The sequence below is a fragment of the Prescottella soli genome (genome assembly GCF_040024445.1).
Classification (GTDB): Bacteria; Actinomycetota; Actinomycetes; order Mycobacteriales; family Mycobacteriaceae; genus Prescottella; species Prescottella soli.
The window spans coordinates 4,236,775-4,250,595 of the sequence record NZ_CP157276.1; the positions used below are offsets into that span (position 1 = coordinate 4,236,775).

A 13,821-nucleotide genomic window follows, 5' to 3' on the forward strand; every position below is an offset into this window, starting at 1 on the left:
GGTCAGTCTCCTCCCTCGGCGGGGTTCGGCTGCGCGGCGGGGGTCGGGACCGGCGGATGGTCGGCGCGGTCGAGGTGCAGCAGGACGCGGACGGCGACGTCGGCGACGGCGGTCCCGCCGAGCGCGGACGTCGTTGTCGCCGCGACGCGTTCGGCGTCGCGGACGAGTGCGGCGATGTCGGAGTGAGGGTCGGCGTCGAGCGTGATCTGGATGGTGGCCAGCCCACGGTCGGACACGGCCCGCCCGCGGGCCCGCCGGACGCCGGGCAGCCGTGCCAGTTCGTCGGCGACACCGCCCGCGATCGGACCGAGGTCAATCGCGACGGGGGTGTCGGTGCTCGTCTCGAGCATCGTGCTGGGGGCGGCGCGTCGGCGGGCGAGGTCGACCGCGAGCACGACGATGCCGAGGACCACGCCGATGGCGACCGTGGCGCCGAGCGCCCAGTGCCACCACGTCTGTTCGGGCACCGCGGCGATCCGGTCACGGTCGATGTGGGACACGGCGTTTCGAACGGTCTCCACATCGCGGTCCCACGCGAGCGCGACCGCGCCGGTCACGGCCAGCGCGAGCCCGACCACCAGGACGAGCAGGCGGTTGAGGGCCGCCGCACCGCGCTTCACGACTCGCCCCGCGCGCGGCGGACCCGCACCCGCAGTTTGGGCGGCCGCTCGAGTACCGCCAGTTGCTCTCGGACCGCGTCCGTCACGGCGCCGCGTAGTTCGTCGGTCGGGCGGTCGGGCGCGGCGACCACGTGGACCGTCGCGCGGCGACGGTCCACCGTCGTGCGCGCGGTGTGCACCCCGGCCACCGTTCCGGCGCGGGCACTACACATCCGGGCGACGTCGACCGGTCGCAGCCAGACGGCGGGCGCCTCGGCGCCGATCCGCGCGGGCACGTGCGTGCGGGTGCGCGGTGCGAGGGCCAGGAGCACCAACAGGATCCCGAGGACGAGGGCGGCGAGCGACGCGGGGACGAGCCACTGCTCCCAGTGCAGACGCCCGACCCACTCGAAGGTGTTCCGCAGCCACGGCGCACCCGAAATCGCCCCGCGCGCGATGAGTAGTTCCCGGGCCGCGACCCCGGCCAGCGCGAGCAGTCCGACGGAGATCGCGATGGCCGCCGGCACCGCTGCGGGCGCCGCCGTCGGTGTGCGGGGAGGAATGAGGGTCGGCGCGGGCACGGGCGTGGGGCACTCGCCGGCGTCCCCCGGCGCCGCGCAGTCGGTGCCGGCGACGAGCACCCCGAGTTGGTGCAGCGGCATGCCGGTGAGGTTCTCGACCTGATCACCGACCTCGCGGTGGACCCGCCGGGTCAGTTCGGCGACGTCGCACGGCCAGCGCACCCCGAGATAGAGGCTCACCGCGACCGATCGGGCGCCGGTGGAGACGTCCGCGCGGGGAAGATCGCGGCCGGTGAACCGGGTGAGCCCGCCGCCCTGTTGCACGACGCCGGGAACCTGGAGTGCTGCGGTGGTCGCGATCTTCGCGATCGCCCGGTCCTTGATGATCAGGCGTCCGCGCGAGCCTGGTTCGTCGGTCGTGTCGGGCGACGCGGTGGCGGAGTCGAACTCAGCCACGGCCGCGGGACCGGAGCAGGGCGCCGAGGTCCAGGTGGCCGTCGCGGTGGGCGCCGATCGCCATCCCGACCGCGCCCAGGAGCACCGCGAAGACGAAACCGCTGAAGCCGCCGAGGATTCCGGCGAGCGCGAGGAGCAGTCCCGCGATCAGTCCCATACTCGTGCTGGTCATAGTTCAGGTCCTGTCTGATCGGCTGTGTGGTCCCCGGGGTCCTCGAGGTCCTCGATCGTCACGTCGACCGGCACGTCCACGACCGCGCGGACGGCGGCGCGGATGCGCTCGGCCGTCGCGAAGAGGTCGGCCGGATAGCGCACGGTGACGTGCACCGAGCAGGTGTCGTCGTCGATCCGGATGCCGGTGACGCGTCGTCCCGGGAGATAAGTGGCGACCGTGCCGAACTCGCCTCCGTGCAGACCCGTCACCCCCGGCACGGCGAGTGCCGCCTCGGCGGCCCGTTCCGCTGCCGAAAGTTCTTGTGTCGCAGGCTCGGTCACTGCACGCGCGGCTTGGTGTCGTCGGTGCCGGGTTCGTTCTCGTCGAACAGGACGACATCGAAGACGGTGATGTTCACTTCGGTCACCTCGAGGCCCGTCATGTTCTCGACGGCCGCGATGACGTTGCGGCGGATCCCGGCCGCGAGTTCGTGGAGGGCGACGCCGTACTCGGCGACGATGCCGATGTCGATCGCGGCCTGCTTCTCGCCGACCTCGACCGCGATGCCCTGACCGTGGTTGACCCGGGCTCCGGGTATCCGATCGCGCAGTGCCCCGACGACGCGGGCGGTGCCACCGCCGACGTCGTAGACGCCGCTGATCTCCCGCGTGGCGATGCCCGCGATCTTCGCGACGACCGCGTCCGCGATGATCGTCTTGCCCTGTGAATCGATCAGTTCGGGTGTGGACCCGCCGAACCGGATTCGTCCGCCCTCCGTGCCCGAAACACCTGCACCCGGTTCAATGGTCATCGTCGCTCCTCGTCCGGTGCCGTTCCCGCGTCGGCCCGGTTCCCGTCCAACTGTAGTGAGTGCGGCCACCGCGTGGGGTACGACGCGCGACGGTCGAGCACCGCCGGCCTCGGCGGGTACCCGATACCCCTCGAATTTGGTAGAACAGGTTCCAACTGTGGCGTGCTCGCGTGGGACGCCCAGATGACGTGTCGTGTGTGGTGACGGAGGGGTTGGCAGGGATGACCAGTAGTGACAAGGCCGTCGGTCCGGTCGTGATCGTCGGGGCCGGGCTGGCCGCCGTCCGCGCCGCGGAGGAACTGCGTCAGTCGGGGTACGACGGCGAACTCGTCGTCGTCGGCGACGAGCCGCACCTGCCGTACGACCGGCCGCCGCTGTCGAAGGACGTCGTCCGTGGGGAGAACGACGACACGACGCTGCGTCCGCAGGAGTTCTACGACGAGCAGCGCATCGATCTGCGTCTCGGCACGGCCGCGACCGGTGTCGACCGCGAGCGCCGGGTGCTGCACCTCGCCGACGGCGGCGAGCTCGCGTACGGCGAGCTGATCATCGCGACCGGGCTGAGCCCGCGTCGCATCCCGAGCCTGCCGGATCTGGGTGGCGTCCACGTGCTCCGCTCGGTCGACGAGAGCCGCGCGCTGCGCGCCGACCTTCGCGAGGGGTCCCGCGCGCTCGTGGTCGGCGCCGGCTTCATCGGGTGCGAGCTCGCGGCCAGCATGCGTGCGCTGGGACTCGACGTCGTGCTCCTCGAACCGCAGCCGGCTCCGCTGGCGTCGGTGCTGGGTGAGCAGATCGGCAAGCTGGTCGGGCGCCTGCACACCGAGGAGGGCGTCGACGTGCGCGCCGGGGTCGGGCTCGCGGCTCTCACCGGCGACGGGCGCGTCAGCGGGGCGGTGCTGTCCGACGGCACCGAGCTCGGGGTCGACGTCGTCGCGATCGGTATCGGCTCCGTGCCGGTCACGGGATGGCTCGACGGCTCGGGCATCGAGATCGACAACGGGGTGCTGTGCGACGAGGTGGGCCGCACGAACGATCCGCACGTGTGGGCCATCGGTGACGTCGCGGCGTGGCGACACGAGTCGGGCGGACACAAGCGCGTCGAGCACTGGAGCAACGCCGGTGACCAGGCGAAGATCCTGGCGGGTGCGCTGACCGGTACCGGCGATCCGAGTGCGCCGGCGCAGGTCCCGTACTTCTGGAGCGACCAGTACGGCCTCAAGATCCAGGCCCTGGGCACGGTCTCGCCCGACGACGACGTCCACATGGTCAAGGACGACGGCCGCAAGTTCGTCGCCTACTACTCGCGAGGTGGCGCGTTGACCGCGGTCGTCGGCCTGGGCTCGGCCGGTGCGGTGATGAAGATGCGCGCGAAGATCGCCGCGGGTGCGCCGATCGCGGAGCTGCTCGAATCCAGTCCCGCCTGACCGCCTGCCCGACCCCGTCGAACCCGACCGGGCTAGATTTGTCGGGTGATCGTTGCGCTCATCGACTCGGGTCTCGGACTTCTCCCGACGTCTGCGTGGTTGCGTCGGTTGCGTCCGGACCTCGACCTGATGCTCTCCCTCGACCCGGAGGGTGCCCCGTGGGGGCCGCGTGACGAGCGGTGGGTGATCGACCGCGTCGTCGGCACCGCCCGCCGGGCCGTCGACCGTGGGGCCGAGGTCGTGGTGCTGCCGTGCAACACCGCGAGCGTCACGGCCCTCGAGCACGTGCGCGCCGACCTCGGTTCCGGCGTCCCCGTGATCGGCACGGTTCCGGCGATCAAGCCGGCCGCGGCGATGTGTGATTCGGTCGCGATCTGGGCGACGGCCGCCACCACGGCGAGCGCGTACCAGGCGAACCTCGTCGAGCAGTTCGCCAACGGCAGTTCGGTCGTCGGGGTGGCTGCCCACGGCCTCGCCGACGCGATCGACCGCGGCGACATCGATGCGGTCGGGGCGGCGATCACCTCCGCGGCCGCCCGCACTCCCGGTGACGTGACGGGCGTCGTGCTGGGCTGCACCCACTACCCGCTGGTGGCGGACGAGATCGCAGCCCACCTGCCCGACGGCGTCGTGCTGTTCGACAGCGCCGAGGCCGTCGCGGCGCAGACCCTGCGGCGCATCGATGCCCTGGGACGTGATTCGACCGGCAACGGCACGGTCGAAGTCCTGCTGAGTGGGATTCGCGGTGAGCTGCCGGTCAGCGCCGCCAGCTTCGACGCCGGACGCCTGCTGCTCGCGGCGCCGTCCCGCTGAACCCTCGTCCCCGCTTCACCCCAGCTGGGCCATCCCGGCGGCCACGACCTGCGCGACGGTGTCGAGTTCCTCGTGGTGCAGTCGCGGGATGTCGTCGAGGTCGCGCATCCGGTCGTTGCTGGCGGCCGAGAACATCGCGGCCACCCACGCGTTGGCGCAGGCCCGCAGCGTGCCCGGACGCACCGGGGCGATCGTGCTGGCCTGCAGGATCCGGACCGTCGCGTCGTGCAGGTACGAGCGGAACCGTCGCAGGCAGTCGCGGACGTCGGGGTGCGTCTCGGCCTCACGCCAGATGATGACCCGCATCACCGACGAGTCGTGGTCGCGCAGGTTCAGCGCGTCGTCGAGGTTGACCAGGCTCCTGGCCGGATCGCCGGGAGCGACGAGCGGCGTGATGTCGTCGAGGGGTTCGGCGGGGAGGCGTTCGGCCAGCAGCGCGGTGAGGATGTCGGGTTTGGTGGGGAAGTAGTAGAAGACGAGGCCCTTCGGGACGCCGGCGGCCGCGGCGACCGCGGCCGTCGACGTGGCGTCGAAGCCGCGGTCCGCGATCAGGGTCTCGGCGGCGTCGAGGATCTTCTCGCGAGCGTCCCCGTCGATCCTGGCGCTGCGCCGACGGTGCGGCATGGCGTGGTTCGCTGTCTGTTCTGTTCGTCTGTCTGAACTCTGTGGTTGTCAGTGCGCGGCGACCCCTCCGTGTCCGTGCATTCGTGCGCTCATCGCGGGCATGCCGACGACGGAGACCACCACGGTCAGCGCGCCGACGACCCAGGCCGTCCAGGCGGCCCCGCTCATCGTGTGGAAGTTCATCACCCACGGGGAGATGAACATCAGCACACCCAGCACACCCAGCGCGTAGTCCGCCGCGGCCATCCCGGGCCGGGCCATGTGTGCCAGGCCGGCGAGGGCGACGAGCACACCCAGCACGATCAGCGACCAGCGCGCGCCGGTGTTCGTCGAGAGCCACAGCGGCGAGAGCGCCGCGAACGCGCCGATGATGACGGCCGCGTAGTCCTGCCAACGAGTTGATGCCTTCATGACCCGCCTCCTGAGGATAGGCCTGGGAAAAGGGGGAGAGAGGATCGTGTCCTCGACCTCAGTGTCACGCTGACTGACCGGCCGATCAATATGTCCGGGTTGCACTTCGATGACGGATTTGTGCAGTTCCGGGCGCGGTTCTGTGACCGAATGTCACATCGGTTCAGTCCAACGGAACGCATGTGACATTCGGCCGGAAGCGCGAAGGGTGCGCTGCACGCGAAAGGGCCCGACCCCACCGGACGGCGGAGTCGGGCCCTTTCACGAGCGGGTGTCGAGTGTCAGAACTCGATCTTGAGGTGATCGCTCACCGGCTTGGCCTGGCAGCCCAGGATGTAGCCGTTGGCGATGTCCTCCTCGTCGAGGACGCCGGCGTGCTCCATCGAGACCTCGCCCTCGACCACGGTGCAGGCGCACGAGCCGCACTCGCCCTCCTGGCAGGAGTACGGCACGTCCAGGCCCTTCGACAGCATGATGTCGACCAGGGTCTGCTTGCGCGGCCAGCTCAGGTTGTGGGTCTCGCCGTCCAGCTCGACCTCGACGGTCGCCGCGTCGGCGGCCTCCTCGGCGGTGACTTCCTCGAGTTCGACGTCCTGGAACGGGTCGCCGCTGAGGGAGTTGAAGACCTCGGCGTGGACCTGCGAGCGCGGCATGCCGGCCTGGGCCAGGGCGTCGTGGATGGTGTCCATGAAGGGGCCGGGGCCGCACATGAACGCCTCGTGGGACGTGAACGGTGCCGCGAGGGTCGCGATCTGGGCGGCCGTCGGCAGGCCCTGGAGCGACTCGATCCAGTGGATGATCGTCAGGCGGTCGGCGTACTTGGCGGCCAGCTCACGCAGCTCGGCCGCGAAGATCACCGAGTTCTCGTCGCGGTTGGCGTAGACCAGGACGACCTTGCCCTTGCCCTCGGTCAGTGCCGACTTGAGGATCGACATGACGGGCGTGATGCCGCTGCCCGCGCCGAACAGCAGGAAGTCGTGTTCGAGCGACTTCGGCGTGAAGATGCCGGACGGGGGCAGGACCTCGATCTGGTCGCCCACCGAGACGTTGTCGCACAGCCAGTTCGAGCCGTAGCCCTCGGCGGTCCGCTTGACGGTGACCTTGGGGGCGTCGTCGGTGAACGGCGAGCTGGCGAGCGAGTAGCAGCGGGCGACCGAACCGGTCAGGTCGCTCGGGATGCGCAGCGTCAGGAACTGGCCGGGCTTGTACTGGAACTTGCTCTTCATGTCCGCGGGGACGTCGAAGACCAACGACCGCGAGTCGGGGGTCTCCTCGATCACCCCGGACACGGTGAGCACCGCGGATCGAGAGCTGTGCGGCACATCGATAGTGGTCATGCGAACTCTGGTCCTCTCGTGGATCAGCCTAGAACGTTTAGAACGTGTTCTAGTTTCAGCGTAGCAGCGTAGCGACGCTACCGGGGCGATGGTAATTCTCCGATTTCGGCTCCCGCTGATCGGGAGCGTTCTCGAGTGCCGAATCGGACACTCGAGCGGTCAGGCCTCGAGGACCAGCCAGCCGCCGTGATGATCGAAAACCTCGAACGGCCGTCCGGTCGAGGCGCCGAGCGCCCGCAGCGCGTCGGCGTCGAATGTTCGCACATGCCCGTGGCAGGCCGTGGCCACGTCCTCGTAGGGGACCGCGACCACGACGCGCTCTCGCGCGATCCGCAGAGCCTCGGCGACGACGGCCGCCCCGGTGTCGGGGTCGACGTGCTCGAGGAGGTGGATGGCGGTGACGGTGTCGGCGCTGTCGTCGGGCACCGGGACGTTCGCGGCGTCGCACACGAGGGTGTCGAGGCGCAGGCCGAGGGTCGGCGCGACGGCGTCGAGCAGTGTCATCGTGCCCGGCAGGATGTCGGTCGCGGTGACCTGGACGCCGGCGCCCGCGAGGCGCAGCGGCAGGAAGCCGAAGCACGACCCCAGGTCGAGGACGCTGCCGCGGACCAGTTCGGCGGCCTTGTCGTGGATGGGCGCGAAGTCCGCGGTGCCGTCCAGCAGTTCGCCGAGCGAGTTGCGGTAGTAGACCGTCCACGACTCGAGCGCGTCGGGCACCGTCGAGCGGACCAGTCCCACCATCGTCAGTTCGAACTCGGTCTGGCCGAAGTCGGCGTCGCCGATCGACGCGGTCACCTCCGCCACCAGGCGCTCGCTGAGCGACTCCGGTCCGAGCGAGTGACGCACGTGCAACGCGTCGCCGGCGCGGGTGAGCGCGATGGGCCCGCTCGGGACGCGCTCGACGGTGACGTGGTCGTGCGACCACAGGCCGGGCGGGCAGGGGGCGAGCGAGTCAAGCGTCATGGTGGGTGGTCCCGTTCAGCAGTGGTTCGTCGATGTCGTTCAGGCTGGTGTAGAGGATGCGGCTGCCCTCGGTGAGCAGGTCGATCAGGTCGAGCGAGTCGTCCGTCAGCCAGGTCTCGTACGCCGCGAGGGCGACGCCGAGCAGCAGGTACCCGACGGTGCGGGGGAGTTGGTCGGTGGGGTCGAGTCGCATCCGGCGCGCGACGTACTCGGCGATCACCTTGCGCCAGCCGTCGTACATCACCACCGAGTACGCCTGCAGTGCCGGCACCACGAAGATCAGCCTCATGCGTTCGCGGTGGGCCGCGGCGACTTCGGGCGGGAATGTGTTGAACGCCAACAGTGCCGAGATCAGGCCGTCGAGAAGCGGTGTGTCGTCGGGGATCTCCGCGAGCAGGGTGCGCATCTCGGACAGGTGCGCGTCGAAGTCGCCCCACGGGACCGCGTTCTTGGACGGGAAGTACCGGAAGAACGTGCGACGTGCGATCCCGGCGGCCTCGGCGATGTCGTCGACGCTGGTGTCGTCGAATCCGCGCGCCGCGAACAGATCGATCCCGACCGCGGCGATGCGGTCGCGCGTGGTCGTCGGCCTTCTGCCGATCCGCGACGACGGATTCCTACGGGTTCGCACCGGTGTGACCTCCTTCACTAGTCATTGTGCACCCGATGCCATTACAGTGGTGAACCGAGTCACAGTGAAGCAGTCACTGTGGGCTCCGACTCCGGTCCCGGGGTCCGATGTGGAGGAGGAATAGATGTCCGATCGCGAGAGCGTCACCGAGAGCCAGCTCGTCGAGGAGTCCCTCGTCGAAGAGGTTTCCATCGACGGCATGTGCGGCGTGTACTGATCGTGTCCGAACAAGCCGCCGGCGGCAGTTCGTCGGCCGGCACGATCGATCTCGACGCGGCGTGGAAGCTTCACCCGCAGGTGGCGCTGCGCCCCGAACCGTTCGGGGCGCTGCTCTACCACTTCGGAACGCGCAAGCTGTCGTTCCTGAAGAACCGGACCATCGTCGCGATCGTCGAATCCCTGCCCGAGCACCAGGACGTCCGGGCAGCTCTCCAGGCCAACGGCATCGAGGAGGATGCGGCGCGGCCGTATCTGCGTGCCCTCGAGACCCTGGCCGACTCGCACATGATCGTGCCGTCCTGATCTGCGTCTCTTCTTCACGTTCTGCACCCAACCAGACATCCCTGAATTTCCAGACCTTTTGTCCCGAGGATTCAGCCTGATTCGAGGATTACAGCCATGACCTCAGTTCTCGAGCCTCCTGCTCCCAAGGTGGGGCGCCTGGTCGACCAGTTCGAACTCGGCCTCGATGCTCCGATCTGTCTCACGTGGGAACTCACTTACGCGTGCAACCTGTCCTGCGTGCACTGCCTGTCGTCCTCCGGACGTCGGGACCCGCGCGAGCTGTCCACCGAGCAGTGCAAGTCGATCATCGACGAGCTGCAGCGGATGCAGGTCTTCTACGTCAACATCGGTGGCGGCGAGCCGACCGTGCGCTCGGACTTCTGGGAGCTCGTCGACTACGCCACCGCGCACCAGGTCGGCGTGAAGTTCTCCACCAACGGCGTCAAGATCGACAAGAAGGTGGCCGAGCGACTGGCGGCGAGCGACTACGTCGACGTCCAGATCTCGCTCGACGGCGCGACCGCCGAGGTGAACGACGCTGTGCGCGGGCCGGGTTCGTTCGCGATGGCCGTGCGTGCACTCGAGAACCTCGCGGAGGCGGGGTTCAAGGATGCCAAGATCTCGGTCGTCGTCACCCGCGAGAACGTCAGCCAGCTCGACGAGTTCAAGGCGCTCGCCGACAGGTTCGGTGCGACGCTGCGCATCACCCGGCTGCGACCGTCGGGTCGCGGCGCCGACGTGTGGGACGAGCTGCACCCCACCCAGGAACAGCAGCGCGAGCTGTACGACTGGCTGGTCGCCAACGGTGAGGGCGTGCTGACGGGTGACTCGTTCTTCCACCTGTCGGCGTACGGGGACGCGCTGCCCGGCCTGAACCTGTGCGGTGCCGGTCGCGTCGTGTGCCTGATCGACCCGATCGGCGACGTCTACGCGTGCCCGTTCGCGATCCACGACCAGTTCCTCGCCGGAAACATCGTCTCCGACGGTGGTTTCCAGCAGGTGTGGCAGCACTCGGAGCTGTTCCAGGACCTGCGGTCGCCGCAGACCGGTGGCGCCTGCAGCAAGTGCGACCACTACGACTCGTGCCGCGGCGGCTGCATGGCGGCCAAGTTCTTCACGGGCCTGCCGATGGACGGCCCCGACCCCGAGTGCGTCCAGGGTTACGGCACGTCCGCTCTCGAGGCCGAGCGCATCGTGCCGAAGTCGAGCCAGGACCATTCGCGGACCGGTAAGCGCGCCGAGCGGCGCACGCCGCAGGCGCCGGTCCCGCTGACCCTGCTGACCCGTCCGCCGGCCAAGATCTGCGACGAGAATCCGCTTGCCGGTATGTAGTTCCTGATGGCCGAATGTCACATGCGTTCAATCCGACTGGACGCATGTGACATTCGGCCACACCCCCTGATCGAAGGAAGAGTGCGTTATGGCCAAGAACACGTGGTTCGAGACGGTCGCGGAGGCGCAGCGGCGCGCGAAGAAGCGTCTGCCCAAGTCGGTGTATGCCGCACTGGTCGCCGGCTCCGAGAAGGGGCTGACCGTCGACGACAACATCGCGGCGTTCTCCGAACTCGGGTTCGCCCCGCACGTGGCGGGCCTGTGTGGCGAGCGTGATCTGTCGACCACCGTGATGGGCCAGCCCATCTCGATGCCGGTGATGATCTCGCCGACCGGTGTGCAGGCCGTGCACCCGGACGGCGAGGTCGCCGTCGCTCGCGCGGCCGCCGCGCGCGGCACGGCGATCGGACTGAGCTCGTTCGCGAGCAAGTCGATCGAGGAGGTGGCGTCGGCCAACCCGCAGACGTTCTTCCAGATGTACTGGGTGGGCGACCGGGACACGCTGATCCAGCGCATGGAGCGCGCCCGCGCCGCGGGTGCGACCGGCCTGATCATCACTCTCGACTGGTCCTTCTCCAACGGCCGCGACTGGGGCAGCCCGTCGATCCCGGAGAAGATGGACCTCAAGGCGATGTTCCAGTTCGCTCCCGAGGGCATCACGCGCCCGAAGTGGCTGTGGGAGTTCGCCAAGACGGGCAAGGTCCCGGACCTGACGACGCCGAACCTGGCGGCGCCCGGCCAGCAGCCGCCCACGTTCTTCGGGGCGTACGGGCAGTGGATGGGCACCCCGCTGCCCACGTGGGAGGACGTCGCGTGGCTGCGTGAGCAGTGGGGCGGGCCGTTCATGCTCAAGGGCGTCATGCGCGTCGACGACGCCAAGCGCGCTGTGGACGCCGGTGTCTCCGCGATCTCGGTGTCGAACCACGGTGGCAACAACCTCGACGGCACCCCCGCACCGATCCGTGCGCTGCCCGCGATCGCCGAGGCGGTGGGCGACCAGATCGAGGTCGTGCTCGACGGCGGCATCCGCCGCGGTAGCGACGTCGTCAAGGCGCTCGCGCTCGGCGCCCGCGCCGTCATGATCGGCCGCGCCTACCTGTGGGGCCTCTCGGCCAACGGCCAGGCGGGTGTCGAGAACGTCCTCGACATCCTCCGCGGCGGTATCGATTCCGCGATTCTGGGCCTGGGCCACAAGTCGATTCACGACCTGAGCCCGAACGACCTGGTGATCCCGGAGGGATTCCGCCGAGACCTGGGCGTCGGCTAGAACCACACGCCTCGAACGAGGCGCGATGCGCAGCACGATCACCGAGCAGATCACCCTGGCCGGGCGCACAGCCCCGGCCAGGGTGCTGTTCGGTCCGCACGAGACCAACCTCGGTGACGGCCGTGCGCTGTCGCCGCGGCACGTCGCGTACTACGCGCGACGTGCCCGCGGTGGTGCCGGGGTGATCGTCACCGAGACGGCGTCGGTCCATCCGAGCGACTGGCCGTACGAGCGGGCACCGTTGGCCTCGGACTGCGGCCCGGGTTGGCGGGACGTCGTGGAGGCGTGCCGGCCGCACGGCGCGCTGGTCCTCGCGGGCCTGGGGCACACCGGGTTCCAGGGCTCGAGCGCGTGGTCGCAGTCGGCGCTGTGGGCGCCGTCCCGGTTCCCGGATCCGGTGTCCCGCGAGCTGCCGATGGAGATGGAGCGCGCCGAGATCGCGTCGCTGGTCGACGGCTTCCGTGCCGCGGCCGCCCTCGCCGCGGCGTCGGGCGTGGACGGTGTCGAGATCGACGCGGGCGCGTCGTCGCTCCTCCGCCAGTTCCATTCGGGCCTGACCAACCGCCGCGCCGACGAGTACGGGGACGACAGGCTGCGCCTCACCCGGGAGGTGATCGCCGCCGTCCGCGCCGAACTCGGCGTCGAGCGCATTCTCGCGCTGCGGCTGAGCTGCGACGAGCAGGCGCCGTGGGCGGGGGTCACTCCCGAGGAGGCCGTCGATCAGGTTCGGGCGCTGGCCGATTCGCTGGATCTGGTCGTGGTGGTGCGCGGCGGGCCGTACTCGGCGGCGTCGTACCGCCCGGACGGGCACACCGAACCCGGATTCAACGTCGATCTGTGTACAGGAATCCGCGACGCCGCGGCCGGACGCGTGCCGGTGGTGCTGCAGGGCAGCGTCGTCGACCCCGACCTGGCGCAGCAGGCACTCGACGACGGTGTCGCCGACCTGATCGAGATGACGCGCGCACAGATCGCCGATCCCGACCTGGTGACCGGTGTCCGGGAAGGCCGGACGCCGCGTCCGTGCGTGCTGTGCAACCAGACCTGCCTGGTGCGCGATCCGCGCAACCCGGTCGTCACGTGCATCGGCAACCCGTCGGCCGGACACGAGACCGTCGATCCCGAACCCGCCAGCGGCGGCGACCTCGGCTCGGCGCTCGTGGTCGGTGCGGGACCCGCGGGGCTGGAGGCCGCCCGGGTGCTGGCGCTCCGCGGATTCCGGGTTACCTTGTGCGACAGGGTAGATCGTCCCGGGGGCATGATGCGGACGGCCGCGGCCGGGTCCGGTCGTGCCCGGCTGGCGAATCTCGTCGACTGGCTCGAGGACGAGTGCCGGCGGCTCGGGGTGGACATCCGCACCGGCGTCGCCGTGTCGGCCGCCGACGTCGGCGCGGCCGAGGAATCCGTCGTCGTGCTCGCGACGGGCAGCAGCCCCCGCCCGGCGCCCTGCCCGGTGGGCCCGGGTGTGCAGGCCACCACGGCCGCGCAGGTGCTGGCCGGCGATGCGCTCGAGCCGGGGCCCGTGCTGGTGGTCGACCCGGTCGGCGGGCCGGTCGCGGTGTCGGTGGCGGCGTGGCTGTCCGAGCGGGGGCGGACGGTGTCGATCGTGACCCCGGACCAGATCGTCGGCTCTCGGCTCGGACCCACCGGCGACCTCGTCGGGGCGAATGCGCGGGTGCAGCGGGCCGGGATCGTACGGCATCTCGCGTCGGTTCCGGTGTCGGCGGCGGCGGGAGAAGCGCTGCTGCGCAACCGGTTCACGGACGAGTCGACGCGGGTTCCGTGTGCGGTGCTGGTGGACTGCGCGCACCCGTTGCCGAACGAAGTGATCGACGATCAGGACGCGATGCGGGTCGGCGACTGCGTCGCGCCCCGGACCGTCCTCGAAGCTGTCCGCGAGGGACGTCTCGCGGCAATGTCGGCTCGTCCGACGCGTTCGACAGATCAGTGCACGAGGTAGTCACGGGATAGGAG

17 protein-coding genes are annotated in these 13,821 nt (G+C 70.1%); 7 read left to right on the forward strand and 10 right to left on the reverse strand.

The window, feature by feature from the left end:
- Positions 1-2 precede the first annotated feature (2 nt).
- From ABI214_RS19740 to ABI214_RS19760, 5 genes are read right to left on the reverse strand one after another with little or no spacing between them, the layout of a single operon-like run.
- The gene (locus ABI214_RS19740) at positions 3-620 is read right to left on the reverse strand and encodes a hypothetical protein (protein ID WP_348604185.1); all 618 of its coding nucleotides are present in this window, start codon (positions 618-620) and stop codon (positions 3-5) included.
- Positions 617-1,576, reverse strand: a complete 960-nt coding sequence (locus ABI214_RS19745) for a DUF6286 domain-containing Asp23/Gls24 family envelope stress response protein (RefSeq protein ID WP_348604186.1) — start codon at positions 1,574-1,576, stop codon at positions 617-619. Before ABI214_RS19745 ends, ABI214_RS19740 begins: the two co-directional genes overlap by 4 nt.
- The gene (locus ABI214_RS19750; RefSeq protein WP_348604187.1) at positions 1,569-1,748 is read right to left on the reverse strand and encodes a DUF2273 domain-containing protein; all 180 of its coding nucleotides are present in this window, start codon (positions 1,746-1,748) and stop codon (positions 1,569-1,571) included. The genes ABI214_RS19745 and ABI214_RS19750 overlap by 8 nt, the downstream gene beginning before the upstream one ends.
- Positions 1,745-2,071, reverse strand: a complete 327-nt coding sequence (locus ABI214_RS19755; RefSeq protein WP_348604188.1) for a hypothetical protein — start codon at positions 2,069-2,071, stop codon at positions 1,745-1,747. Before ABI214_RS19755 ends, ABI214_RS19750 begins: the two co-directional genes overlap by 4 nt.
- Positions 2,068-2,541 carry an Asp23/Gls24 family envelope stress response protein gene (locus tag ABI214_RS19760; RefSeq protein WP_348604189.1) on the reverse strand — a complete coding sequence of 158 codons (474 nt, stop codon included), beginning with the start codon at positions 2,539-2,541 and terminating at the stop codon, positions 2,068-2,070. The genes ABI214_RS19755 and ABI214_RS19760 overlap by 4 nt, the downstream gene beginning before the upstream one ends.
- Positions 2,542-2,762: 221 nt before the next feature.
- On the opposite strand from ABI214_RS19760, the gene ABI214_RS19765 reads away from it, so the two are divergent.
- Both ABI214_RS19765 and ABI214_RS19770 read left to right on the forward strand, forming a co-directional pair.
- Positions 2,763-3,965 carry an NAD(P)/FAD-dependent oxidoreductase gene (locus ABI214_RS19765; protein ID WP_348604190.1) on the forward strand — a complete coding sequence of 401 codons (1,203 nt, stop codon included), beginning with the start codon at positions 2,763-2,765 and terminating at the stop codon, positions 3,963-3,965.
- A gap of 45 nt (positions 3,966-4,010) precedes the next feature.
- Positions 4,011-4,778, forward strand: coding sequence for a glutamate racemase (locus ABI214_RS19770; protein WP_348604192.1), 768 nt, complete (start codon positions 4,011-4,013; stop codon positions 4,776-4,778).
- A gap of 15 nt (positions 4,779-4,793) precedes the next feature.
- Here ABI214_RS19770 and ABI214_RS19775 read toward each other — a convergent pair whose 3' ends face one another.
- The 5 genes from ABI214_RS19775 to mftR form a co-directional block, all read right to left on the reverse strand.
- Complete coding sequence (locus ABI214_RS19775) at positions 4,794-5,402, reverse strand: TetR/AcrR family transcriptional regulator (RefSeq protein ID WP_348604193.1); 609 nt, start codon at positions 5,400-5,402, stop codon at positions 4,794-4,796.
- Between the two features lie 48 nt (positions 5,403-5,450).
- Positions 5,451-5,813, reverse strand: a complete 363-nt coding sequence (locus ABI214_RS19780) for an SPW repeat domain-containing protein (protein ID WP_348604194.1) — start codon at positions 5,811-5,813, stop codon at positions 5,451-5,453.
- Positions 5,814-6,094: 281 nt separating this feature from the next.
- On the reverse strand, positions 6,095-7,150 hold the full coding sequence (locus ABI214_RS19785) for a ferredoxin--NADP reductase (protein ID WP_348604195.1): 1,056 nt from the start codon (positions 7,148-7,150) through the stop codon (positions 6,095-6,097).
- A gap of 159 nt (positions 7,151-7,309) precedes the next feature.
- Complete coding sequence (gene mftM, locus ABI214_RS19790; protein ID WP_348604196.1) at positions 7,310-8,113, reverse strand: mycofactocin oligosaccharide methyltransferase MftM; 804 nt, start codon at positions 8,111-8,113, stop codon at positions 7,310-7,312.
- Positions 8,103-8,744, reverse strand: a complete 642-nt coding sequence (mftR, locus tag ABI214_RS19795) for a mycofactocin system transcriptional regulator (protein WP_348604197.1) — start codon at positions 8,742-8,744, stop codon at positions 8,103-8,105. Before mftR ends, mftM begins: the two co-directional genes overlap by 11 nt.
- Positions 8,745-8,868: 124 nt before the next feature.
- Between mftR and mftA the strand changes: the two genes are divergently transcribed.
- From mftA to ABI214_RS19820, 5 genes are all read left to right on the forward strand, one after another.
- Positions 8,869-8,961 (forward strand): mycofactocin precursor MftA, encoded by a 93-nt coding sequence (mftA, locus tag ABI214_RS19800; protein ID WP_280758478.1) that lies wholly within the window; start codon positions 8,869-8,871, stop codon positions 8,959-8,961.
- Entirely contained in the window at positions 8,946-9,266 is a 321-nt protein-coding gene (mftB, locus tag ABI214_RS19805; RefSeq protein WP_408587073.1) for a mycofactocin biosynthesis chaperone MftB, read from the forward strand. Before mftA ends, mftB begins: the two co-directional genes overlap by 16 nt.
- 96 nt (positions 9,267-9,362) lie before the next feature.
- On the forward strand, positions 9,363-10,580 hold the full coding sequence (gene mftC / locus ABI214_RS19810) for a mycofactocin radical SAM maturase (protein WP_348604199.1): 1,218 nt from the start codon (positions 9,363-9,365) through the stop codon (positions 10,578-10,580).
- A gap of 88 nt (positions 10,581-10,668) precedes the next feature.
- The gene (mftD, locus tag ABI214_RS19815; RefSeq protein WP_348604200.1) at positions 10,669-11,847 is read left to right on the forward strand and encodes a pre-mycofactocin synthase MftD; all 1,179 of its coding nucleotides are present in this window, start codon (positions 10,669-10,671) and stop codon (positions 11,845-11,847) included.
- A gap of 25 nt (positions 11,848-11,872) precedes the next feature.
- Entirely contained in the window at positions 11,873-13,807 is a 1,935-nt protein-coding gene (locus ABI214_RS19820) for a mycofactocin system FadH/OYE family oxidoreductase 1 (protein WP_348604201.1), read from the forward strand.
- Positions 13,808-13,821: the final 14 nt, after the last annotated feature.